18 protein-coding genes and 2 pseudogenes are annotated in these 20,495 nt (G+C 71.4%); 12 read left to right on the forward strand and 8 right to left on the reverse strand.

Going from position 1 to position 20,495, the window contains the following annotated elements; genetic code table 11:
* A pseudogene (locus tag IF17_RS0126725) lies at positions 1-588 on the forward strand (serine/threonine protein kinase); the annotation flags it as partial.
* On the opposite strand, the gene IF17_RS0126730 reads toward IF17_RS0126725, so the two are convergent.
* Complete coding sequence (locus IF17_RS0126730) at positions 570-1,838, reverse strand: MFS transporter (protein ID WP_030570885.1); 1,269 nt, start codon at positions 1,836-1,838, stop codon at positions 570-572. The pseudogene IF17_RS0126725 and the gene IF17_RS0126730 overlap by 19 nt on opposite strands.
* Positions 1,839-1,962: 124 nt before the next feature.
* Positions 1,963-2,100, reverse strand: a complete 138-nt coding sequence (locus tag IF17_RS1000000139055; protein WP_157851175.1) for a hypothetical protein — start codon at positions 2,098-2,100, stop codon at positions 1,963-1,965.
* A 71-nt stretch (positions 2,101-2,171) separates the two neighbouring features.
* Here IF17_RS1000000139055 and IF17_RS0126740 point away from each other — a divergent pair, with 71 nt between their 5' ends.
* Positions 2,172-2,804: a GNAT family N-acetyltransferase gene (locus IF17_RS0126740; RefSeq protein ID WP_030570888.1), complete on the forward strand. Its 633-nt coding sequence runs from the start codon at positions 2,172-2,174 to the stop codon at positions 2,802-2,804.
* Here IF17_RS0126740 and IF17_RS1000000139935 read toward each other — a convergent pair.
* A pseudogene (locus IF17_RS1000000139935) lies at positions 2,761-3,182 on the reverse strand (hypothetical protein). The gene IF17_RS0126740 and the pseudogene IF17_RS1000000139935 sit on opposite strands and share 44 nt — an antisense overlap.
* A 157-nt stretch (positions 3,183-3,339) precedes the next feature.
* Here IF17_RS1000000139935 and IF17_RS0126745 point away from each other — a divergent pair.
* The 4 genes from IF17_RS0126745 to IF17_RS0126760 all read left to right on the forward strand — a co-directional run bounded on the left by IF17_RS0126745 (position 3,340) and on the right by IF17_RS0126760 (position 6,388).
* Positions 3,340-4,176: a DUF5753 domain-containing protein gene (locus tag IF17_RS0126745; protein WP_030570893.1), complete on the forward strand. Its 837-nt coding sequence runs from the start codon at positions 3,340-3,342 to the stop codon at positions 4,174-4,176.
* Positions 4,173-4,409, forward strand: a complete 237-nt coding sequence (locus IF17_RS0126750; RefSeq protein ID WP_030570896.1) for a DUF397 domain-containing protein — start codon at positions 4,173-4,175, stop codon at positions 4,407-4,409. The genes IF17_RS0126745 and IF17_RS0126750 overlap by 4 nt, the downstream gene beginning before the upstream one ends.
* A gap of 78 nt (positions 4,410-4,487) precedes the next feature.
* Complete coding sequence (locus tag IF17_RS0126755) at positions 4,488-5,915, forward strand: FG-GAP-like repeat-containing protein (RefSeq protein ID WP_030570900.1); 1,428 nt, start codon at positions 4,488-4,490, stop codon at positions 5,913-5,915.
* A 47-nt stretch (positions 5,916-5,962) separates the two neighbouring features.
* Positions 5,963-6,388, forward strand: coding sequence for a thiol-disulfide oxidoreductase DCC family protein (locus IF17_RS0126760; protein WP_030570902.1), 426 nt, complete (start codon positions 5,963-5,965; stop codon positions 6,386-6,388).
* Here IF17_RS0126760 and IF17_RS0126765 read toward each other — a convergent pair.
* On the reverse strand, positions 6,385-7,059 hold the full coding sequence (locus IF17_RS0126765) for a hypothetical protein (RefSeq protein ID WP_030570905.1): 675 nt from the start codon (positions 7,057-7,059) through the stop codon (positions 6,385-6,387). The two genes, IF17_RS0126760 and IF17_RS0126765, sit on opposite strands and share 4 nt — an antisense overlap.
* 237 nt (positions 7,060-7,296) lie before the next feature.
* Positions 7,297-7,839, reverse strand: a complete 543-nt coding sequence (locus tag IF17_RS0126770) for a GNAT family N-acetyltransferase (RefSeq protein ID WP_030570909.1) — start codon at positions 7,837-7,839, stop codon at positions 7,297-7,299.
* Positions 7,840-8,077: 238 nt separating this feature from the next.
* Here IF17_RS0126770 and IF17_RS0126775 point away from each other — a divergent pair, with 238 nt between their 5' ends.
* Entirely contained in the window at positions 8,078-10,072 is a 1,995-nt protein-coding gene (locus tag IF17_RS0126775; RefSeq protein ID WP_030570912.1) for a hypothetical protein, read from the forward strand.
* On the opposite strand, the gene IF17_RS0126780 is transcribed toward IF17_RS0126775, so the two are convergent.
* Positions 10,062-11,588, reverse strand: coding sequence for a helix-turn-helix domain-containing protein (locus tag IF17_RS0126780; protein WP_030570915.1), 1,527 nt, complete (start codon positions 11,586-11,588; stop codon positions 10,062-10,064). The two genes, IF17_RS0126775 and IF17_RS0126780, sit on opposite strands and share 11 nt — an antisense overlap.
* A 368-nt stretch (positions 11,589-11,956) precedes the next feature.
* On the opposite strand from IF17_RS0126780, the gene dnaN reads away from it, so the two are divergent.
* Positions 11,957-13,078 (forward strand): DNA polymerase III subunit beta, encoded by a 1,122-nt coding sequence (dnaN, locus tag IF17_RS0126785; protein WP_030570918.1) that lies wholly within the window; start codon positions 11,957-11,959, stop codon positions 13,076-13,078.
* A 276-nt stretch (positions 13,079-13,354) separates the two neighbouring features.
* Here dnaN and IF17_RS0126790 read toward each other — a convergent pair whose 3' ends face one another.
* Entirely contained in the window at positions 13,355-14,239 is an 885-nt protein-coding gene (locus IF17_RS0126790) for a glycoside hydrolase family 19 protein (RefSeq protein ID WP_030570921.1), read from the reverse strand.
* A gap of 437 nt (positions 14,240-14,676) precedes the next feature.
* Here IF17_RS0126790 and IF17_RS0126795 point away from each other — a divergent pair, with 437 nt between their 5' ends.
* From IF17_RS0126795 to IF17_RS0126810, 4 genes are all read left to right on the forward strand, one after another.
* Positions 14,677-15,012 carry a hypothetical protein gene (locus IF17_RS0126795; protein WP_030570924.1) on the forward strand — a complete coding sequence of 112 codons (336 nt, stop codon included), beginning with the start codon at positions 14,677-14,679 and terminating at the stop codon, positions 15,010-15,012.
* Positions 14,981-16,120, forward strand: a complete 1,140-nt coding sequence (locus IF17_RS0126800) for a polyprenyl synthetase family protein (RefSeq protein ID WP_244890551.1) — start codon at positions 14,981-14,983, stop codon at positions 16,118-16,120. Before IF17_RS0126795 ends, IF17_RS0126800 begins: the two co-directional genes overlap by 32 nt.
* Positions 16,121-16,169: 49 nt before the next feature.
* The gene (locus IF17_RS0126805; protein WP_030570930.1) at positions 16,170-17,339 is read left to right on the forward strand and encodes an oxygenase MpaB family protein; all 1,170 of its coding nucleotides are present in this window, start codon (positions 16,170-16,172) and stop codon (positions 17,337-17,339) included.
* A 188-nt stretch (positions 17,340-17,527) separates the two neighbouring features.
* Entirely contained in the window at positions 17,528-19,057 is a 1,530-nt protein-coding gene (locus IF17_RS0126810; protein WP_030570934.1) for a substrate-binding domain-containing protein, read from the forward strand.
* Between the two features lie 111 nt (positions 19,058-19,168).
* Here the strand turns inward: IF17_RS0126810 and IF17_RS0126815 are convergent, their stop codons facing one another.
* Positions 19,169-20,452: an adenylosuccinate synthase gene (locus tag IF17_RS0126815; protein WP_026241849.1), complete on the reverse strand. Its 1,284-nt coding sequence runs from the start codon at positions 20,450-20,452 to the stop codon at positions 19,169-19,171.
* Positions 20,453-20,495: the final 43 nt, after the last annotated feature.

A 20,495-nucleotide genomic window follows, 5' to 3' on the forward strand; every position in this document is an offset into this window, starting at 1 on the left:
GCGTACAACACCCCCCTCCCCCAGGCCTACTTCACGCCCGCCCCGGCCCCCGCTCCCACCCCCGCGCGCCGTTCCACCGGAGCGACGGCCGCTCTCATCGCCGTCGCGATCGTCGTGGCGACAGGCGCGGGCGGTTCCGTGTACGCGTTCATGAACAGCAAGGGCGGCGACACGCCCACCCCCGGCCCGTCCTCCTCCGCCTCCGGCCACACGGCGGGCACCGACGACGGCGGCGTCCCGGAGGACTACCTCGGCACCTGGTCCGCCTCCCTCCCCGGCGACCGGGGCGCGTCCACCCGGAAGCTGACCATCCGCCAGGGCGACGTCGGCGACCATGTCCTCTCCCTCACCGCCGAAGGCCCCCTGGCGCTGGGCGCCACGTACCACTGCGAGTTCACCGCTCCCCTGGCCGCCCGTCCGGCCGACGGTGAACCGGTCCGCATCGGCCCCTCCACCGTCTCCGTGGGCCGCCCGGCCGCCTCCTGCTCGCCCGGGAAGGCCACCGAGCTGACCCTCCTGCCGGACGGCACCCTGCGCCGGACGACGACCGCGTCCGGCGAGAGCCTGATCTACACCAGGTCGGACTGAGCGGACGACTCCTCCGCGGAAGAAGAGGACGCCGCGTCCGTACGCCGCACCGCTCCTCCCGCCGGCCGCAACGCCCCCGCGACCAGCGCCGCCGCCGCCAGCAGCACCAACACCACGATCATCGCCAGCCGCAGGCCCACATGGTCGGCCAGGAACCCCAGCGCGGGCGGCCCGACCAGGAACGCCACATAGCCCGCCGTCGCGACGGCCCCGACCCGGGCCGCGGCCTCCTTCTCGCCCTCCCCCGCCGCCGAGATCGCGACCGGGAAGCCCAGCGAGGCGCCGAGGCCCCACAGCACGACCGCCGCACCGGCCAGCAGCGCGCTGGACGAGAAGATCACCAGCGCCACCCCCACCGTCGCCACGACCGCGCTCGCCCGGACCACGGCCGCCGGGCCGAACCGCACCAGCAGGGGCCCGCCCGCGAACCGGCCCGTCGTCATCGCGACGGCGAACAGCATGAACGTCAGCGAACCCGCCGTCGCACTCGTCCCGTGACCGTCCACCATCAGCAGCGGCAGCCAGTCGTTGGCGGAGCCCTCCGCGAACGCCATGGCCAGCACGATCAGCCCGATCAGCACCAGCCGCCGGTCGCTCCACACAGCCAACTGCGCGCGCAGGCCCCCGGTCCGCTCCCCGTCACCGGCCCCCGTCTCCTCGCGCCCGGTCCCCGAGGGGATGGCGCGTACGGTCCACAGCCCGGCCACCGCGGCGGCGACGGCGATCGCCGTGAGGTGCCAGCCGACCGGGAACGCCACCGCCGTCAGCCCCATCCCCAGCAGCGCGCCGAAGACCGTACCGAGGCTGAAGCAGCCGTGCAGCACCGGCAGGACCGGGCGCCCCGCGGCCCGCTCCACCGCGGCGCCCTCGATGTTGAACGCCACCTCCGCGAGCCCCATCCCGGCCCCGAACAGGGCCAGTCCGGCGAAGACCCCGCCGGACACCTCCAGGGCCGTGCCCCCGGCGATCACCAGCAGCCCGGCGACGAACAGCCCCGCCCCGACCGCGATCACCGGCCGGCCGCCGTACTTGCGCACGAGCCCGCCGGAGATGAGCACACCCCCCATCGAGCCGACCGAGAGACCGAACAGCACCAGCCCCATGGCACCCGTGGAGGCGTCCAGCGCGTCCCGTACGGCGGGGGTCCTGGCGACCCAGGAGGCCAGGCTCACCCCGGCGGCGAACATGAAGAGGAAGAGCGCGGCGCGCCAGCGTCGGGTGGGTGCGTCCATGACCGGCAGGTCCTTCATGAGAGCGGCGCCTCTGCTATCCAGCTGGGGGACGGGGGAAACGGATGTGCGCCTGAAGCGTACGGTCGCGCGCACCGCCGCCACAGGGCCTTTCGCCTCCTGCGTCCGGGCTGCGACCAGGCGGTTACCGCTCTCCCCAGGACTCCGCCCGGTCCGTACGCCGCAGACCGCTGACCCGGGAGGCCGGGAGCCGCCCGGCCCGGGAGGTGCCCGCGAGGGAGTCGCCGGTGACCGGGACGTCGAAGGCCAGGTCGAGGCGCATCGGTCACCCCCAACCACCCCTGCCCGAAACCCAGTTGCGGGAGCGCTCCCGCAACCCCAAGGATCGGCGCCATGACCCACGCCATCCTCCGCCCGTACCTCCCCGAGGACCGCGACGCCCTCTTCGACATCTGCGTACGCACCGGGCACGAAGGCGGCGACTCCCGCCACCTCTACGAGGACCCCGACCTCCTGCCGAACATCTTCGCCGCGCCCTACGTCGTCCTCGAACCCGACCTCGCCTTCGTCGTGGAGGACGGCGGACGGGCCGTCGGCTACATCCTCGGTACGGCGGACACCGCGTCCTTCGTCGCCCGCTACCGCGCCGAGTGGCTCCCGGGCCTGGTGGACCGCTACCCCGCCCCCGTACAGCCGCACTCCCCGTCAACCCCCGCCGAGATGATGACCGGCCTCATGCACGACCCGGAGCGCATGGTGCTGCCGGAGCTGGACGCCTATCCGGCCCACCTCCACATCGACCTGCTGCCCAGTCACCAGCGGTACGGGTACGGGCGCCGGCTCATGGAGACCTTCCTCGACGCGCTCCACGCCCGGGGCGTTCCGGCGGTCCACCTCTCCATGCTCACCAGCAACACCCCCGCACGCGCCTTCTACGACCGCGTCGGCTTCCACGAGATCGCCGTCCCGGATCCGGGGCCCGTCACCTATCTCGGCCGTAGTACAGCAGCGACTCCGCCGCGTTGATCAGGATCAGCGTGTGGACGAACCGCGTCGGCCCCGTCGGCGGGTACCGCCACGACAGCGGCCACGTCCCGCCCCCCAGCGCCGGGACCGGTACGTAACTCACCCGGTGCCTCGTCGAGTTCAGGATCGTGACCTCGCGCGGCCAGCAGCGGTGCACCGTCGAGCCCGCGGTACGAGGAAGTAGACCCCGCGCCGACCGTTCGCCTCGGTCACCACCGGGCCCGGTTCACCGCCGACCAACTCCTCCATGAGGTCGGCCAGCCGCCGCCCTGTCTCGCCGTCCACGCGGACCGCGTCGAATTGCACGCCCGCCTTGCGGAGTTGGAATCCCGAGTCCGGGACCCACCCGATATTGCGTTCACCATTCAGTGCATTCACAGGGGCGATTGTGACCCCGATCACCTAGCGTTCTCTACGACTGGCGAGGGGCGTCGCACACCCGTTGACCTGCACGAACTTCGCTGTTGGGCAGCTGATTTCAGCCACGTCGCGTAGTGACCGGTTGAGTTCGGTTGAGTCGAAAAGAGATCACCTCATGGCAAGTGCGGAGAACAAGGAGACGGCCAGTCCGGCGGCGAAGCTGGTGGCCAAAGTGACGCGCATGCTGCGTGTACAGCGGGACTGGTCGCAGGACCGACTGGGGGACGAGCTCGGCTACTCGGCCGCTGCGGTCAGCGCCATGGAGACGTGCGCGCAGCCCGCCAGTGACGCGATGCTGGTGGCGCTGAAGCGGGTGCTGAGCGAGGGCAGCGATGTCTTCGAGACGGCGCGGCTGTACATGCGGATGGAACGGCTGCCCGAGCAGTTCAAGGACTACGCACTGTTGGAGCAGGCCGCGATCAGCCTCCAGTTGTTCGCCGCGAACGTCATCCACGGGCTCTTCCAGACGGAGGCGTACGCGCGGGCGCTCATCGGTGGCGGATATCCGCCGCTCTCCGACGAGCGGGTGGAGGAGCTGGTCCAACTGCGGATGGCGCGCAAGGCCCTCTTCGACCGCGACCCGCTGCCGATGATCGAGATCATCATCGACGAGTCCGTTCTGCGCCGCTTCATCGGCAGCGAGGAGATCATGCGGGAGCAGCTGCTTCATCTCGTGGAGTGTGCGCGGCGGCGCCATGTCACGCTGCTGGTGCTGCCCATGGATGCCGGGAAGTATGGGGAGTACGCGGGTGATCGTGGCTCGATGAGCCTGCTGGAGACTCCGGAGCATGAACATCTCGTCTATCTGGAGCCGCAGGACGAGAGCCTGCTCATCAGCGACCCGGCAAAGGTGAGCACCTACGCCCAGCGCTATGCGAAGATCCGGTCACAGGCCCTGGGTCCTCGTGAATCGCTGGACCTCATCATGCGGTTGGCAGGAGTGAAGGAATGAGCAGCACGCTTCGATGGTTCAAGTCGAGCTACAGCAGCTCCAGCGGCGGCGACTGCATCGAGGTCGCCTTCGACTGGCGTACGTCCTCCTACAGCAGCGGCAGCGGCGGCGAGTGCGTCGAGGTCGCCGCCTGCCCTCACGCCGTCCACATCCGTGACTCCAAGGTCACCGACGGGCCCGCCTTCGCCGTCGCCCCCGACGCCTGGTCCGCCTTCGTCACCTGGGCGGACTGACCCCGCTCGGCGGTCCCGTGACCGGGCATGACTGAATACCCCCACCAGAACGTTCAACTCAGGGGTGGGGGGCACCACATGATGAACAGACGTACCCGTACGCGTACGGCCACGCTCGCCGCGCTCGCGGCCATGACCGTCGCCGCGAGCACGCTGGCCGACGGGACGGCGGTCGCCGCGCCGGTTCCGGTGCCGCAGGACATCAACGGGGACGGGTACCGGGACGTCGTCCTGCCCGCGCCCGGGGCCTCCGTCAAGGGGCGGTGGGCGGCCGGGGCCCTCGTCGTGCTCTACGGGTCGGCCAAGGGGGTCTCCGCTGCCAAGCGGGCCGTGATCACCCAGGACTCGCCGGGGGTGCCGGGGGCGGCCGAGGCCAACGACCGCTTCGGGGCGTCCAGCGCCATCGCGGACCTGGACAAGGACGGGTACGCGGACGTGGTCGTCGGTATCCCGTACGAGAGCGTGGGGACCACGCAGGCGGCCGGTTCTGCGGTGGTCCTGTGGGGCAGCAAGAACGGTCTCGTCTCCGGGGCCGCGCTGCCGACCCTGGTCGAGAAGAACGGCAACGCGGGGCGGGACGTCGCTGCCTGGTCGGGGCCGGACGGGGCTCAGATCCTCGTCGTGAACAACAACAACACCACCCGGCTGACCGGGCCCTTCACGCGGGCCGGGAAGCCGAAGTCGTCGTACCTGCACGACGAGACGGGCTGGATGCGCTCCGCCTCGTACGGGGATCTGAACGGGGACAAGGCGGCCGACCGGGTCCTCGTCACCGGGCGCGCGGGCGGGGGGAGCGGTGGCCTTGTGTACGTGAACTCCCTGGTGGAGGTCAGCCCGTCGGACCGCCGGATGACCGGCGGGGACGGGCTCACCTCAGCCGTCGGGGACGTGAACGGCGACGGTTACGGGGACGTGGTCGTCGGCGATCCGGACGAACTGACCGCCGAGGGGCGTTACGGCCATCTCGGCGGGGCCGTGCACGTCTGGTTCGGGTCGGCGAACGGGGTGGCGTACGACAAGGCGCCGATGACCGTCCACCAGGACACGGCGGGCGTGCCGGGCTCCGGTGAGCGGCACGACGACTTCGGTGCCTCCGTGGCGGTCGCGGACCTGGACCGGGACGGGAAGGCCGAGATCATCGTCGGCGCGCCGGGCGAGGCCATCGGGACGAAGGCGCGTGCGGGGACCGTGGTGGTGGTTCCGGGGCGCGCGGCCGGGCAGCTGGGGGCGGGCTCGTACACCTTCTCGCAGGACACGGCGGGGGTGCCGGGCGCGGTCGAGGCGGAGGACGCGTTCGGCGCGACGGTGAGCGCCGGGGACCTGAACCGGGACGGGCGGCCGGAGCTGGTGGTGGGGGCCGCCTGGGAGAACGGCCAGGGCGGGGTGTGGGTGCTGCCGGGCGGTGCGTCCAAGCCCGTCTACGCCTCGTCGGTGTCCTTCGGGCCCGGCGGGCTGGGGCTGCCGAGGGACAGCGGGCTGCTGCTGGGCGGCAACTTCCAGTCGTGAGGTGAGCCGTCCTGCATCCGGCGCGCTGCGGGATGCAGGATGGACTCATGCCCACGCACCCTGTACCCGTACCCGTACCCGTTCTCGTCTACGACGGCGACTGCGCCTTCTGCACGACCTCGGTGAACGTCCTGAACCGGTGGGTGCGGCCGCGCTGCACCGTCACCCCGTGGCAGTTCGCCGACCTGGACGCGCTCGGCATCGCCCAGGAGCGGGCCGAGCACGAGGTGCTGTGGGTCTCGCCGCTCGGCACGGTGTACGGCGGCGCGCAGGCCGTCGCCAAGCTCCTGCTGAGCGCGGGCGGCGGCTGGGCGTGGCTGGGCGGCCTGCTCACCCTGCCGCCGGTGCGGTGGATCGCCCACGGGGCCTACCGGCTCATTGCCGCCAACCGCACCCGCCTGCCGGGCGGCTCACCGGCCTGCGCGCTGCCGGCGAACCGACGGCCGGGCGCGAAGCCCTCGAAGGCCCTCTAGATCCTGTCGCCCTGCCCGCCCGGGCTCTCCGGCTGGCCCCGGCGCTCCGTCGTCTGGCCGAAGAAGTAGCCCAGGACGATCAGAAAGCTGTTGCTGATCAGCTCGGAGACGGTCGTGCCCAGGAACATCGCCACCACCAACGTGACGGCCAGCCCGACGAGAAGGAACGCGCCGACCATCGGCGCGATCGCATCACGGGCGAGCATCTTCGAGCGGTAGGACCACCGGCGTTCCGATAACTGGATCTTCAGCAGCGCCACATCGCGCTCACGCTGGAACTGGAGTGTGCTCTCCTCCGAGGCCACGGCCCGCATCGCAGCCTCGGACTCGACGGACTGCCGCTCCAGATCGTCCAACTGGTCGATGAGCGCCTGTCGATCCTCGCCCTGCGGCAGCCGGTCGATGAGCTCGCGCAGGCCCGAGATCTTCTGCTCGCTGCGCAGTTCATTGAGCCGGTCAACGATGAGCCTCTTCCGCTGCAGCAGGACCGGCAGCAGGCTGACGCCCTCGTCAGCGGCGACGACCCACGCCTTCAAGCTGATTCGGGGTAACTGATCGACATGCTGGATCGCGTCATTGACGCGGTCGAGCGCCGCCTCCAGACCTTGCAGATCGGCGGCCTCGATCTGGGCACCCCCGAGCCCCATCGCCTCCAGAACGCTCTCCGTCATTCCGGCGAAATTCGCCGGCCCGGCCGCTCGCCCGCCTACACCCATGTCTTCCCCACGTCCCCTGGACTCCGGCACCCAGGTACCACCTTGGTCCAAATCGAAGCGACTGGCAGCGACTTCGGGAATCGTCAGGCGCGGAGTCCGCGCAGCTGCTCCGGATCGTGCTCCGGCCGTGACGTCCTCGTGCCCGAAACCGAGTCATGCGGCGCCCCTCCCGCATGATCGGCCGGACAGCTCCTAGGAGGGGCCCTGCTTCCAGTCCTCGACGAGGAGGCCGAGCAGCACCTCGTCCATGAACTCGCCCAGCACCCAGGCCGAGGAGCGCAGGACCCCCTCACGGACGAAGCCGTTGCGTTCGGCGGAGCGCTGCATCGCCGTGTTGTCCGCGAGCGTCTCGATCTGGAGCCGGTGCAGGCTGCGCACGGCGAACGCGTAGTGGCACAGGGTCGCGACGACGTCCGTTCCGTACCCCTTGCCCCGGGCGGCGGGCACCAGCCCGAGGCCGATGTGGGCCGACCGGTTGTGGGTGTCGATGCCCCACAGCGCCGCGATACCGATGACCGTGGAGCCCTCCAGCTCCACCACCGAGAAGGAGATACGGTCCTCCTTCTCCTCGGCGTCCACCGACAGCGGCGAGTCCTTGGCGTCCGGTGACAGCGGCCGCCAGGGCACACCCGAGGCCCGGGCGGCGTAGACCACGTCGTTGTAGAGCTCGGTCATCAGGACCGGTATGTCGTCCTCGTGCCGGGCCCGGAGCCCGATCCTTCCGCCTGTGAGCATGCGAGCTTCCTATCCGACGGGGTTCGGCGGCGGCAATCGGTTAAGGCCCCGTCCACCTCCCGGCCTCCTCCCCGGGCACGTCCCCGCGCTCGCGTGCGCGTGGGGCAGCAGGGGGCGCGAAAAGTGTGCTGCGTTGTCAGCGACGTGCCTTATTCTGCGATCCTGGCCGCGCCCCAGCTCTTCTCTCTCATCTCGGGTGACGCGCGGCCCCTTTCATACCGTGGGGGTATCAGTAACTGTGCGCACGCGCAGAATTTCGACCGCGACGGCGTTCGCGGTCCTCTTCAGTTCCGTGGTGCTCGTCGGCGGTACGGCGGGCACTGCCGCCGCCGACAGCAGCAGAATCCTTCCCGCAACCTCGCTCGGCGACATCGTCGCCGACGGTGTGCACCAGCGGGTGTTCATCAGCGACCCTCAGTCCGGCCAGATCCTCGCCACGGACTACTCCGGCAAGGTCGTCCGCGTCCTGGGCGAACTGCCCGGCGTGACCGGCCTGGAGCTGTCGGCCGACTCCGGCACGCTGTACGCGGGGGTGGCGGCCTCCGACCACATCGTGGCCATCGACACCGCCACCCTGACCGAGTCCGCGCGCTACGACATCGGCCTGGGCACCCGGCCGACCCACCCGGCCCTGGCGGGCGGGAAGCTCTGGTTCGGCTACGGGGCGGCGACCGAGGGCAACATCGGTTCGCTGGACCTGTCCGGCGAGGAGCCGGTCGTCACGCTGGACCAGGAGCCGGACCGTACGTGGTACTCCGCGCCGGTCCTCGCCTCCTCGCCCGGTGCGCCGGACAAGCTGGCCGCGGCGGAGGAGAGTTCGAGCCCGGCCGAGCTGGCGGTCTACGACGTGGCGTCGGGCACCGCCGAGCGGACCGCCAAGCTTCGGTCGGACGCGAGCAACGTGAGCGACATCGCGGTGAGCCCGGACGGGACCCAGCTCGTCGTCGCCAGTGGTGCGCCGTACTTCCACCAGGTGTACCGGACGTCCGACCTGCGGGCGGAGCAGGGCTACACCTCGAAGCACTACCCCAACGCCGTGGACATCGCCCCCAACGGGACGGTGGCGGCCGGGATCGAGGGTTCGTACGACCCGGACATCTACATCTACCCGAAGGGCGCGTCCAAGACCGTCCCGGTGCGGACGTACGACTTCCCCAACACCGGTACGCACAGCGGGTCGGACCTCCTGGAGTCGGCGGGTCTGGCCTGGGCGCCCGACGGCAGCCGGCTGTTCGCCGTCTCGGTCAACAGCGAGGGGATTCGGTCCTTCCGGGTCCTCACCGACCCGACGCGGTCCGTCGCCACCCTGAGCATCAGCGCCCCCGCGAAGGCGACGCGCGCCAAGGCGCTCACCGTCAAGGGCTCCATCAAGGCCTCCGTGGCGCTCCCGGCCGGCACGCCGGTCACCGTGACCCGTACGGACGTCGAGTCCCCCAAGGGCAAGTCGCTCGGCACCGTGAAGACGGACGCCAAGGGCGCGTTCACCTTCAAGGACGCCCCGCCCGCCGGTGGCAAGGTGACCTACAAGGCCACCTACGCGGGCTCCGCCAAGCACACCGCCGCGTCCGCGTCCGCTTCCGTCACCGTGTCGCGTGCCGCGGTCTCGCTGAAGCTGAACCGCAACAAGGCGCTCTACGCGTACAACAAGAACGTCTCCTTCACCGCGACCCTCGGCAAGACGCACAAGAACCGCGTCGTCGAGCTGTGGGCCGACCCCTTCGGCGCCGACAAGCCGAAGAAGCTGGTCAAGAAGGCGAAGGTCAACTCCAAGGGCAACCTGTCCGTCACCGTCAACATGAAGCGCGACACGACGGTCACCGCCGTGTTCGCGGGTGACGCCCGGTACGCGCCGAAGACCGTGAAGTCGACCGCGTACGCCAAGGTCAACGCCTCGCTGAAGCTGTCCAAGCAGTACAAGACGGCGAAGATCGGGAAGACCTCCTACGCGTACTACAGCAAGAAGAAGAACCCCGACTTCACCACGAACATGACCTACCACAAGGGCCGCAAGCACCTGCTGACCCTTCAGCTGAACTACCAGGGCACCTGGTACGACGCGGGTCAGCAGTACTTCGCGCTCGGCTCCAGCGGCAAGTCGATCGTGACGCTGGAGGGGCCGCACGAGACCGGCTACAAGATGCGCGTGCGCACCTCGTACGTCAACGGTTCCTCCGGTGACAGCGTCAACTCCACGACGCACTCGGCGTGGAAGTACTTCATCTTCACGAAGTAGCCTCCTCCGCCGCTGATTCGCGGGCCCGTAGCGCCAGCCACAGGTCGTAGCGGGCGCTCGGCGGGCGCAGCAGCGAGCGCTGGAGCACGGTCTCCAACCGGGTGAGGCGCTTACGGGCGCCGGGGACGGAGATGCCCAGCTCGGCCGCTGTCGGGCCGAGGCGGCCCTCGCACCGCAGCCAGGTGCGCAGGGTCTCCTCGGCCGCCCCGGCCACCGGGGCCAGTTGGCGGAGCGCCCACTCCTGGACGGCGGGGCGGCGCAGGACCTCATCGAGGCCGTGCGCCGCCCCGTTCGCGTGTCCGGGCGCCGCCCCGCCGTCGCGCTGTCCGCTGGTGTGATCGTTCGCGGGGCCCGGGTCCGGGGTGCAGACCGGGGCCGGGGTGGCGCGGATACGCAGGGCCAGGTCGAGCGCCGCCTGGTCGGCCAGCCGGAGGAGGTCGAGGCCGAGCAGCTCGCCGATGAGCCTGAGGCGGGCGGCCAGGGTGTTGCGGTGAACCTTGAGGTGGTCGGTCGCGTGCGACGAGAAGGCCAGCCAGGACGCGGCGGTCGCCGCGAGCTCCTGGCTCCCGGGGTCCTGGGCCCGGCGCGGGACGTACGTCAGGAGCGGGGTCAGCAGGGCCTCGGCCCACCGCCGCCCGGCGGTGCCGACGACGAGCGCCGGTTCCGGGGCGGCGCCGAACCGGACGTGACGGCCCGGCACTTCGCGGGCGACGGCCAGGGCATGGAAGGCCTGGCGGTAGCCGGTGGCGGTGTCGGCCAGCGGCACCCGTTCGCTGACACCCACCACGCAGCGGTCCACCAGGGCGGCCACGGCCTCGTCGGTGGCGGTCCCGCCGTCCGGGCTCACGAGGATGAGGTGGCGGGCGTAGACCGGACACCGCACGATCCAGGACCGCCCGCCGTCCGCCTCGGCGCAGACCCGGGCCACCTCGTCCCGGCTGTCCCCGGGGCACTCCACGACACAGACCCGTACGGGGTCGGGGAGGCGGGGGCGCAGCGCACCGGCCACCTGCTGGGCGATGGAGAGCTGGCCCGTCATCAGCAGGTGCAGCACCGCCTCCCGGCCGCGCGACTCGGCGAGGTCCACCCGGCGCCGCTTGCGCTCGACCGCCTCGGCCTCCCGGCACAGGGAGAGCGGCATCAGCACGTCGGCCAGCAGGGTGGCGAGCCCGGCGGCCACGGGCCGGGGCGTGACGACGGCGAGGAGGGGGGCGGCGCCCCGGTCCTCGGCGTGCGGGTCGTGCGGGCCGGGCAGCGGGAAGAGGAGGACGGTGTGCGCGCCGGTGTCGTGGGAGTACGCCAGGGCCCCGCGCTCGGTCAGCGCCCGTACGCCCTCGGCGATCAGCCGGGGCACGTCGGGGACGTCGGCCGGTGCGGTCAGGGGGCCGCTCGGGGCCGCCCCGGACGCGCTCAGCAGGGTCCCGTCGGAGCGGGCGATTCCGGCCCAGCCGTCGGCGCGCCCCGCCAGCCAGCGCAGCAGGCCGGCCGTTCCGCCGTTGCGGGCCAGCCGCTGCATCCTCAGCAGGTCGTCGTCGCGCTGTCGTGCTCGCACATGATCCCCCGATCACCACTGTGCATCCCCGTACGTCCCCGTACGTCCCCGTACACCCCTGGGCACCACTGCGCATCACTGCGCACCGCTGCGCACCGCTGCGCATCACTGTGCGGAGTGTTACCCCCGTCGGCGTCCCACTGGGCGCATTGAACCTCCCCGTGTCCCTACCCACCGGTCTATGGTCCGAACGTGGTGTTCCGGGTACGGGTGGCAGCGGCTCACGGGGGTGGTCGCTGTCGCCGGTGCCGGAACGCTCCTGCACCAGCCGGTTGTCAGTGGTGGCCTCTAACGTCGTCGGTCTCCGACGACCTGTGAGAAGAGGCCCCACCGTGGAGTTCCGCATCGAGCGCAGTGCCCTGGCCGAAGCCGTGTCCTGGGCCGCCCGCGTCCTGCCGGTCCGCTCCCCCGTTCCCGTACTGGGCGGGCTCCTGCTGGACACCGAGGGCGGGCGGCTGCGCGTGAGCGGGCTCGACTACGAGGCGTCCGCGCGCATCGACGTGGAGGCCGCCGAGGTGCTGCGCCCGGGGAAGGTGCTCGTCATGGGGCGGCGCCTGCTCGACATCTGCAAGGTGCTGCCGGACGGGCCGGTGGAGTGCGCGGTGGAGGGCTCGCGGTTCACGGTGTCGGGGGACGGCGCCCGCTTCGGCCTGTCCGTGCTGCCGTTGGACGACTACCCGGCGCTGCCGTCGCTCCCGCAGGTGCGGGGTGCGGTGGAGGCGGCGGAGTTCGCGGCGGCCGTCGCCGATGTGGCGGTGGCGGCGGGGCGGGACGACACCCTGCCCGCGCTCACCGGGATCCGGCTGGGGCTCGACGCGGAGGCCGGGACGATGACGCTCGCGGCGACCGACCGGTACCGGTTCGCCGTGCGGACGCTGCCGTGGAAGGCGGCTGTGGCAGGCGGCGAGAGCGCCGATGTGCTGGTCTCCGCACGGCGGTTGACCGAGATCGCGCGGTCGCTGGGCCGGTCCGGGTTGGTGAGTGTGGCGCTGGACGCCGGATCGGCGGGGTTCGAGCACGCGGGGATGCGGACCACCGTGCGGCTCCTGGACGGGCGGCTCCCGCGCCACGACAAGCTGTTCGCCATGGAGAACCCCGCTGTCGCGGTGGTGGGCCGGGCGCGGCTGGTGGAGGCCGTCAAGCGGGTCTCGGTGGTCGCCGACGGGGACAGCCCGGTGCAGATGGCGTTCTCCGCCGCCGACAACTCCGTACACCTCCAGGCCGGTTACGAGGACGACGTGGCGTCCCAGCGGCTGCCCGCGACGCTGGAGGGCGCCCGGGAGATCACCGTGGCGTTCAACCCGGGGTATCTGGCGGACGCCCTGGCCTCGTTCGATGAGCCGTCGCTGCGGCTGCTGATGATGGGAGCGGGGCAGCGGGCGATGGTCACGGGCGAGGCGGGGTCGGACGCGCACCGGCACCTGCTGATGTCGGTGAAGCCGCCGCTGCTGTGAGGCGGGGCGGACTTCCACGTACACCGAGTGAGCCGGGGAGGACCTCCCGCACGCCGGCGTGAGCGGGCCGGACCTCCCCGTGCGGAGTCCGGCCCGCTCGTCGGCCGATCGCGTGCGCCGGACACGCCCTAGCCCTGCGGCCGGACCCCGCCCTCGTCCACCACGGCCCCGGAACGCCGGAACGGGGGGTGCGGTTCCGGCAGCGGCCGGGACGCACCCCCCGTACGGGATGGTTCACACGCGAGGGATCAGCGGGTGGAAATCAGCGGGCGGGGATCAGCAGCTCAGGTTCGAGCCGGTGGTGGTGCCGAGGATCTGGGTGAACTGCGTGAACTTGTTGATCCGGCTCTGGACCTGCGCCGGGTTGCCGCCGTTGCACTCGATCGAACCGTTGATGGAGCGGATGGTCTCGCCGAACCCGCGGTTGTTGACGATGGCGTTGTGCGGCGTCATGGTGCCGGGGCCGTTCTGGGTGTTCCAGTACCAGAGGCCGGTCTTCCAGGCCACGGAGGCGTTCTGCTCCACCAGGTAGGGGTTGGCCAGCAGGTTGATGCCGAGGGCGTCACCGGCGGCCTTGTAGTTGAAGTTCCAGCTCAGCTGGATGGGGCCGCGGCCGTAGTACGCGGCCTGGCCCGCGGGGCAGCCGTAGGACTGGCTGGTGTCGCAGTAGTGCGGGTAGTTGGCCTCGTTGACTTCCTTGATGTACACCAGCCCGCCGGTCTCGTGGCTGACGTTGGCGAGGAAGGCCGCGGCCTCGCGCTTCTTCACCTCGGTGCTGCCGGTGTTGGCGAAGGCCGGGTAGGAGCTGAGGGCGGCGGTGAGGCCGCTGTAGGTGTAGAAGGAGTTCCGGTTCGGGAACATCTGGTTGAACTGGGCCTCGCTGACGACGAAGCCGGTGCCCGGCTGCTCGCCGCCCCCGCCCGTGCCGCAGGCGCCGTTGTCGGCCCAGACGTCGGAGGAGCCCGGCCGCTCGTTCTGGGTCCACCACTTGGCGGTGTAGTTGCGGCCGTTGTACGAGGCGGTCTGGCCGCCCGTGTAGACGGACGAGGAGTTCCAGGCGGTGACGCAGGTGGCGGCCTGGGCGGTGGCCGCGGGGAGGACGACGAGCGCCGCGACGACCGCGGCGAGCGCGACCAGCAGGCTGAGGACACGTCTGATCACGTGGACACACTCCTTTAGACGCGGCGCGACGTCCGGCCGTGCGCCGCCGTGGGGGTGCCGATACTCAAGCGACGATGGTCTGGACCTGTCAAGGTCTAGACCAGGTTCCGTGAATATGCCCGCCCGCCCCGCACCGTCCCGCCGCCGCCCGTGAGAACGATGCCATTACCCCCCTCAACTGGCCTGATTCCGGAAGGAGTCGATCCGGATCAAGCCGTGAACAGGAGGGAGGCGGAAGGTAAAAGATTGGGGCGTGTCCAGCATGCGGGACGCGCACCTCGCCGGAGGGCGGCGGGTTTGAAAGCCGCCGATCACTCGTTGGTGAGTTCAGCCGCCCTCGGCCACCCGCCCCCGGCAAGACTCGATGGCGCGGCGCGGACGGACGCGGCGCCGCCCGGGCCCCTGCGGCTCCGGACACACTGCGGCTGGGGGATGGCATGGAACGAACCACGGACACACGTGAGGGTGTCGGCGGACCGGGCGAGCAGGCGGTGCTGCTGGCGGCGGGCCTCGCGGACCTGGCCGTGACCACGGTGGGCGCGGCCTTCACCTCCGTACGCGGGCTGCTGCTGCGGTCCGACACGGCCGAGCTGGCGGCCGGGGCCGAGCAGGACCTGATCGCACGCGGCCGCCTCGCACTCGACCGGTACGCGACCGCGCCCCCGGCCCACCTGGAGGTGCTCGCCCGCCACGTGATCGCCCAGCGCGCCGACGGCGGAGACGGTGAGGGCGGCCGTGACGGTGGCCGTGGCCGTGACGGTGACCGTGCCTGAGGGGTGGGAGCCGGGCGCCTTCAAAGCCCGGGTGGACCAGGTGCTCCACCGCTTCGCCGCCGAAGAGGCCGGTCAACTCACCGCGATCGACAGCTCCCTGGGCCCGGTGGCGGACGCGGTGGAGACGGCCGTGGCGGACGGCAAGCGGCTCCGGGCGGCCTTCTGCTACTGGGGCTGGCGGGCAGCCGGGCAGCCCGACAGCGACGCCCTGGTGCGGGCGGCGGCCTCGATGGAGCTGGTGCACGCGGCGGCCGTCGTCCACGACGACCTGATCGACGACAGCCCGCTGCGGCACGGCCGGCCCACCGCACACCTGGCCCTGCGCGAGGCGGTGCGGGACCATCCACAACCCGCCTCGGCGGCAAGGTCCTTGGCCATGCTCGCCGGGGACCTGCTGATGTCCATGGCCGGTCAGCTCTTCGTCACCAGCGGCCTGCCCGCCGCCTATCTCGGCCGGGCCCGCCCGCTCTGGGCGGCACTGGCACGGGAGCTGATCGCGGGCGAGTGCCTGGAGATCCTGCACACCGGGTCCGCCGCCCCCGACACGACGATCTCCCTCAAGGTCGTCCGCTACAAGACCGCCAAGTACACCGTGGAGCAGCCCCTGTTGATCGGGGCACTGCTGGGCGGGGCCGGTGAACGGCTGCGCGCGGGCTGCTCCGCGTACGGGCTGCCGCTGGGCGAGGCGTTCCAGCTGCGGGACGACCTCCTGGGCCTGTTCGGGGACCCCGCGCTCACCGGGAAGGACGGCTCCGACGACGTACGCGGCCACCGGCCGACCGCCCTCCTCGCGGAGGCCTGGCGGCTGGCCGGGGAGGAGGACCGGGAACGCCTGCGCACCCTGCTCGCGGCCGGGGCGGGGACCGACAAGGACACCGGAACCGACACCGCCGACACCGGCACAGGCACCGGCACCGCCGACGCCGACGCCGACGCCGACGCCGTACGCGACGTGATGCGCCGCCTGAAGGCCCCCGACCGTATCGAGGCCATGATCACCGCCCGGGTCGAGGAAGCCCTGCACGCCCTCGACGAGCTGGACCTGCCCGGCCCCGCCGCCGCCGCCCTCAACAGGCTGGCGCACTCGGCGGCCGTCCGCCGTTCCTGACCGCCGACGCCTCCCCGACGCGAACCCACCAGAAAGGCTGTGCCCCGCCATGACCTACACCCAGGCATCGCTGAACGCCCTCCGCCACAGCGGCGACGAACTCGCCGACGCCACGGTCGCCACCCTCTTCGAACGCGGCGAGGTCGGCACCTTCAACACCCTCATGCGGTACGTCTCCACCGCCGGGGCCCCGCTCCCCGACGGTCTGCCGGACGTGGCCCGGGAGTACCTGAACGCCACCGCCGCGCCCCCGTCCTGGGTGGACTGGGGCGAGATGGAGAAGGCCCGGCTGTTCTTCATCGACAACAACGTGCACATCTCCACCGCCCTCTCCTTCGCCTCCATGCCCGCCTGTTACGTCGTCCCGCACGTGGCGAAGCTGCTCTCGGCGACGCACGGGCTGAGCTACCCGTCCAAGCGGATGGCGGAGACCGGCCAGTTCACCGTGTACCTGATGCAGCCGGACGCCTTCGAGGCCGGCAGCCGCTTCATCCCGGCGGCGCAGAAGGTCCGGCTCCTGCACGCCTCGATCCGCCACCACCTGCGGCGCGAGGGCGCCTGGGACACGGAGGGCGCGGGGGTGCCGATCTGCCAGGAGGACATGATCGGCGGGCAGATGTTCTTCTCGATGCTGGTCCTGGACAGCCTGCACCGGCTCGGCGTCCACATGTCCGAGGAGGGCGCGGACGCCTACTACTACGCCTGGCGGGTGGTCGGCGCGATGCTGGGAGTCGACCAGGACGCCGTACCCAAGTCCCTTGCGGAGGCACGGGAGTTCCTCGATCTCTACATGATCCGGCACATGGGCCCGTCCCCCGAGGGCGCGCTGCTGACCCGGCAGCTCATCGACCTGTACGAGGAGGTCGTCCCCGGCACCTTCTTCGACCCGATCGTCTCGGCCCTCATCCGCCACCTCGTGGGCGACACCTGCGCGGACTGGCTGGAGGTGCCCCGTACCCCCTGGGACACCGTCGCCAAGGCCGTCCCGCACCTGCTCGGCGTCCTGGAGACCATCGAGGACCGCTCCCCGCTGGGCGCCTGGGCCCTGGACCGGATCGGCCACCTCACCACCGTGCTGGAGCTGTCCTCCCTGACCCGGGGGCGCGTCATGCACTACGCGATCCCCGAGCACCTCAAGAAGGAGTACGGCGTCCCGTCCGGGCCCGCCCGAACCGGCCGCTGGAGCCCCCCGGCGGCGACGGTGCCGGGACCCAGGTAGGGGACCCCGGCAGGAAGCTCAACTACCGCCTGAACAAAGGGAGAACAACAGCCGTCGCTCTCCTCCCGCCCCTCCCGATCCCCTCCCCGCCCGCCTACGGTGACTCGCACCGACGCGCGGGCACGGGGGCCGGGGCACGGGGGAACGGGTCCCGGACGCGCGAGCACGGGGGACCGGGGGGAGCAGCCGTGGAGTGGTTCAGCGCCGAGAACGTCGTGGCGGTCCTCACCGCCGTGCTGGGCGTCCTCGCCTCGATCGGGGTGCTCTGGTACGAGCGCCGGGTGCCCCGCCGTAAACGCATCGGCTACCGCGTCCAGATGGACACACCCATCGGCAGCGACGTGAGCCAGGGCCGGGCCAACGTACGCCTCGGGCTCTTCAGCGAGACCCCCGACATGTCGGACGCCACGCTCGTCCTGCTGCGCATCGAGAACGACGGCTCGCAGTCCATCGTCGACAGCGACTACACCGGGCGCGAACTGCACGGCCTGACCGCCGAGTTCACCGGACGTACGGTACGCGGCATAGCGGTCACCCAGCCCCCCGGCGCCGCCCACCTCATGGAGCACTTCACCCCGGCCGCCGGGATGCGGCACAGCGGATCGCTGATCCGGCTCCCCCGCGTCCCGCTGAACCGGGGCGAGCACTTCAAGCTGCTGGTGCTGCTGACCGGCGCCGACGTCGGCAGCCCGATCCGGATCACCGGGGGCATCCGGGACGGTGAGGTGACCGTCAACCGCGCCGCCCGCCCCGACGACAAACCGCCGCTGTTCGGCCGGGCCGCCCGGCTCATCACCGTGACGCTGACCGTCTGCGTCATGGCGCTCGCCGCGATCATCCTGGTCCGGGACGACACCCCGCCCCCGCTCGACTGCGCCCGGGGCGAGCTCCGGGTGACGGGATCGACCGCCTTCGCCCCCGTCGTACGGGAGCTGGCCGCGACGTACATGAAGGAGTGCGAGGGCTCCCGGATCGAGGTGGACCCGCACGGCAGCAACTCCGGCATCCGCGAGCTCGCGGACGAGGGCGCGCGGTCGTCGGGCTCCGGCTCACCGGGGCTGGTGGCCCTCTCGGACGGCCCGAAACCGCCCGGCCACCCGGAGCTGCGCGAGACCCGTGTCGCCGTGTCGCTGTTCTCGCTGGTCGTGAACGACCGGGTGCCGGTACGTGACCTCGCCCTCGCCGACATCCGCCGCGTCTACGCGGGCGAGATCCGCAACTGGCGGGAGCTCGGCGGCCCGGACCTGGAGATCCTGCTCGTCAGCCGGGACGCCAACTCCGGTACGCGGGAGGTGTTCCAGCGCCGGGTCCTGGACCGTAACGAACCCGCCCAGTCCTCCCGCGACTGCGCCACCAAGGACGACCCGCGAGCCCCGGTGACCCGCTGCGAACTCGACGGCACCGACCAGGTCCTGGCCACCGTCGCCCGGCTGGACGGCGCGCTCGGCTACAGCGAACTGCGCTCCGGCAGCGAGCCGCGCGGCCTCCACCGCATCGCGATCGACGGCGCCCACCCGTCCGTCGACACGATCGGCACCAGCCCCTACCCGTACCGGGAGATCGAGTACGCCTACACCTTCGGCCGCCCGCCCGCCGACTCCCTGGCCTCCAGCTTCCTCGGCTATCTGAGCCGGGGACGCGGCCAGGACGTGATCCACATCCACGGCCACCTGCCGTGCGCGACGCCGAAGGGGCTGCGGATCTGCGGCGAGGACTGAGGAGCGGTCGCCTACGCACCAGGGCCCCGGACCGCTGAGGATCCGGGGCCCTGCGCGTACTGCCGTGGTGCCTTGCTTCCGTACTGCCGTGGTGCCGTACTGCCGTGGTGCCTACAGGAACGAGTTGATCTGGATCGTCTCGGTCCGGCCGGGGCCGACGCCGATCGCGGAGATCGGGGCGCCCGACATCTCCTCCAGCGCCTTCACGTACGCCTTCGCGTTCTTCGGCAGATCGTCGAAGGTCTGGGCCTTGGTGATGTCCTCGGACCAGCCCGGCAGGTTCTCGTAGATCGGCTTCGCGTGGTGGAAGTCGGTCTGGTTGTACGGGAGTTCCTCGACGCGCTTGCCGTCGATCTCGTACGCCACGCAGACCGGGATCTGCTCCCAGCCGGTGAGGACGTCGAGCTTGGTGAGGAAGAAGTCGGTCAGGCCGTTGACCCGGGTCGCATACCGCGCGATCGGGGCGTCGAACCAGCCGCAGCGGCGGTCACGGCCGGTGGTGACACCGCGCTCGCCGCCGATGCGCCGCAGCGCCTCGCCGTCCTCGTCGTGCAGCTCCGTCGGGAACGGACCGGCGCCGACACGCGTCGTATAGGCCTTGAGGATCCCGATGACGCGGCTGATCTTCGTCGGGCCGACACCGGCACCGGTGCAGGCGCCGCCCGCCGTCGGGTTCGACGAGGTGACGAAGGGATACGTGCCGTGGTCGACGTCGAGCAGCGTGCCCTGGCCGCCCTCGAAGAGCACGACCTTGCCCTCGTCGATGGCATCGTTCAGGATCAGGGTCGTGTCGGCGACGAACGGCTTGATCTGCTCCGCGTACTGGAGCATGTCCTCGACGACCTTGCCGGCCTCGATGGCCCGGCGGTTGAAGACCTTGGCCAGGAGCTGGTTCTTCTGCTCCAGGGCCGCCTCCACCTTCTGCTCCAGGATCGACTCGTCGTAGAGGTCCTGGACGCGGATCCCCACCCGGTTGATCTTGTCGGCGTACGTCGGGCCGATGCCCCGGCCCGTCGTGCCGATCTTGCGCTTCCCGAGGAAGCGCTCGGTCACCTTGTCGAGCGTGACGTTGTACGGAGTGATCAAATGAGCGTTGCCGCTGATCAGAAGCTTGGACGTGTCGACGCCTCGCTCGTTCAGACCGCTCAGCTCGGAGAGCAGGACCGCCGGGTCGACCACGACACCGTTCCCGATGACCGGGGTACAGCCCGGCGACAGGATTCCGGAGGGGAGGAGATGCAGTGCGTACTTCTGGTCGCCTACGACGACCGTGTGACCGGCGTTGTTCCCGCCTTGGTATCGCACGACATAGTCCACGGATCCACCGAGGAGATCGGTGGCCTTCCCCTTGCCCTCGTCACCCCACTGAGCACCGAGCAGCACAAGTGCGGGCACAGGCGTACACCCCTTCCGGGCGGGGCATGTCCAAGGTCAGGGG

Origin of the sequence: Streptomyces cyaneofuscatus, from assembly GCF_000718135.1 — a bacterium.
In the GTDB taxonomy this organism is placed as follows: Bacteria; Actinomycetota; Actinomycetes; order Streptomycetales; family Streptomycetaceae; genus Streptomyces; species Streptomyces cyaneofuscatus.

Excerpts from the sequence above, each read along its gene's own strand:
- IF17_RS1000000139055 (WP_157851175.1), bottom strand. The coding sequence starts at position 2,100 with ATGCGCCTCGACCTGGCCTTCGACGTCCCGGTCACCGGCGACTCCCTC.
- IF17_RS0126760 (WP_030570902.1), top strand. The coding sequence starts at position 5,963 with ATGCCCACGCACCCTGTACCCGTACCCGTACCCGTTCTCGTCTACGAC.
- IF17_RS0126730 (WP_030570885.1), bottom strand. The coding sequence starts at position 1,838 with ATGAAGGACCTGCCGGTCATGGACGCACCCACCCGACGCTGGCGCGCC.
- IF17_RS0126795 (WP_030570924.1), top strand. The coding sequence starts at position 14,677 with ATGGAACGAACCACGGACACACGTGAGGGTGTCGGCGGACCGGGCGAG.
- IF17_RS0126745 (WP_030570893.1), top strand. The coding sequence starts at position 3,340 with ATGGCAAGTGCGGAGAACAAGGAGACGGCCAGTCCGGCGGCGAAGCTG.
- IF17_RS0126780 (WP_030570915.1), bottom strand. The coding sequence starts at position 11,588 with ATGCAGCGGCTGGCCCGCAACGGCGGAACGGCCGGCCTGCTGCGCTGG.
- IF17_RS0126750 (WP_030570896.1), top strand. The coding sequence starts at position 4,173 with ATGAGCAGCACGCTTCGATGGTTCAAGTCGAGCTACAGCAGCTCCAGC.
- IF17_RS0126770 (WP_030570909.1), bottom strand. The coding sequence starts at position 7,839 with ATGCTCACAGGCGGAAGGATCGGGCTCCGGGCCCGGCACGAGGACGAC.
- IF17_RS0126755 (WP_030570900.1), top strand. The coding sequence starts at position 4,488 with ATGATGAACAGACGTACCCGTACGCGTACGGCCACGCTCGCCGCGCTC.
- IF17_RS0126805 (WP_030570930.1), top strand. The coding sequence starts at position 16,170 with ATGACCTACACCCAGGCATCGCTGAACGCCCTCCGCCACAGCGGCGAC.
- IF17_RS0126740 (WP_030570888.1), top strand. The coding sequence starts at position 2,172 with ATGACCCACGCCATCCTCCGCCCGTACCTCCCCGAGGACCGCGACGCC.
- IF17_RS0126765 (WP_030570905.1), bottom strand. The coding sequence starts at position 7,059 with ATGACGGAGAGCGTTCTGGAGGCGATGGGGCTCGGGGGTGCCCAGATC.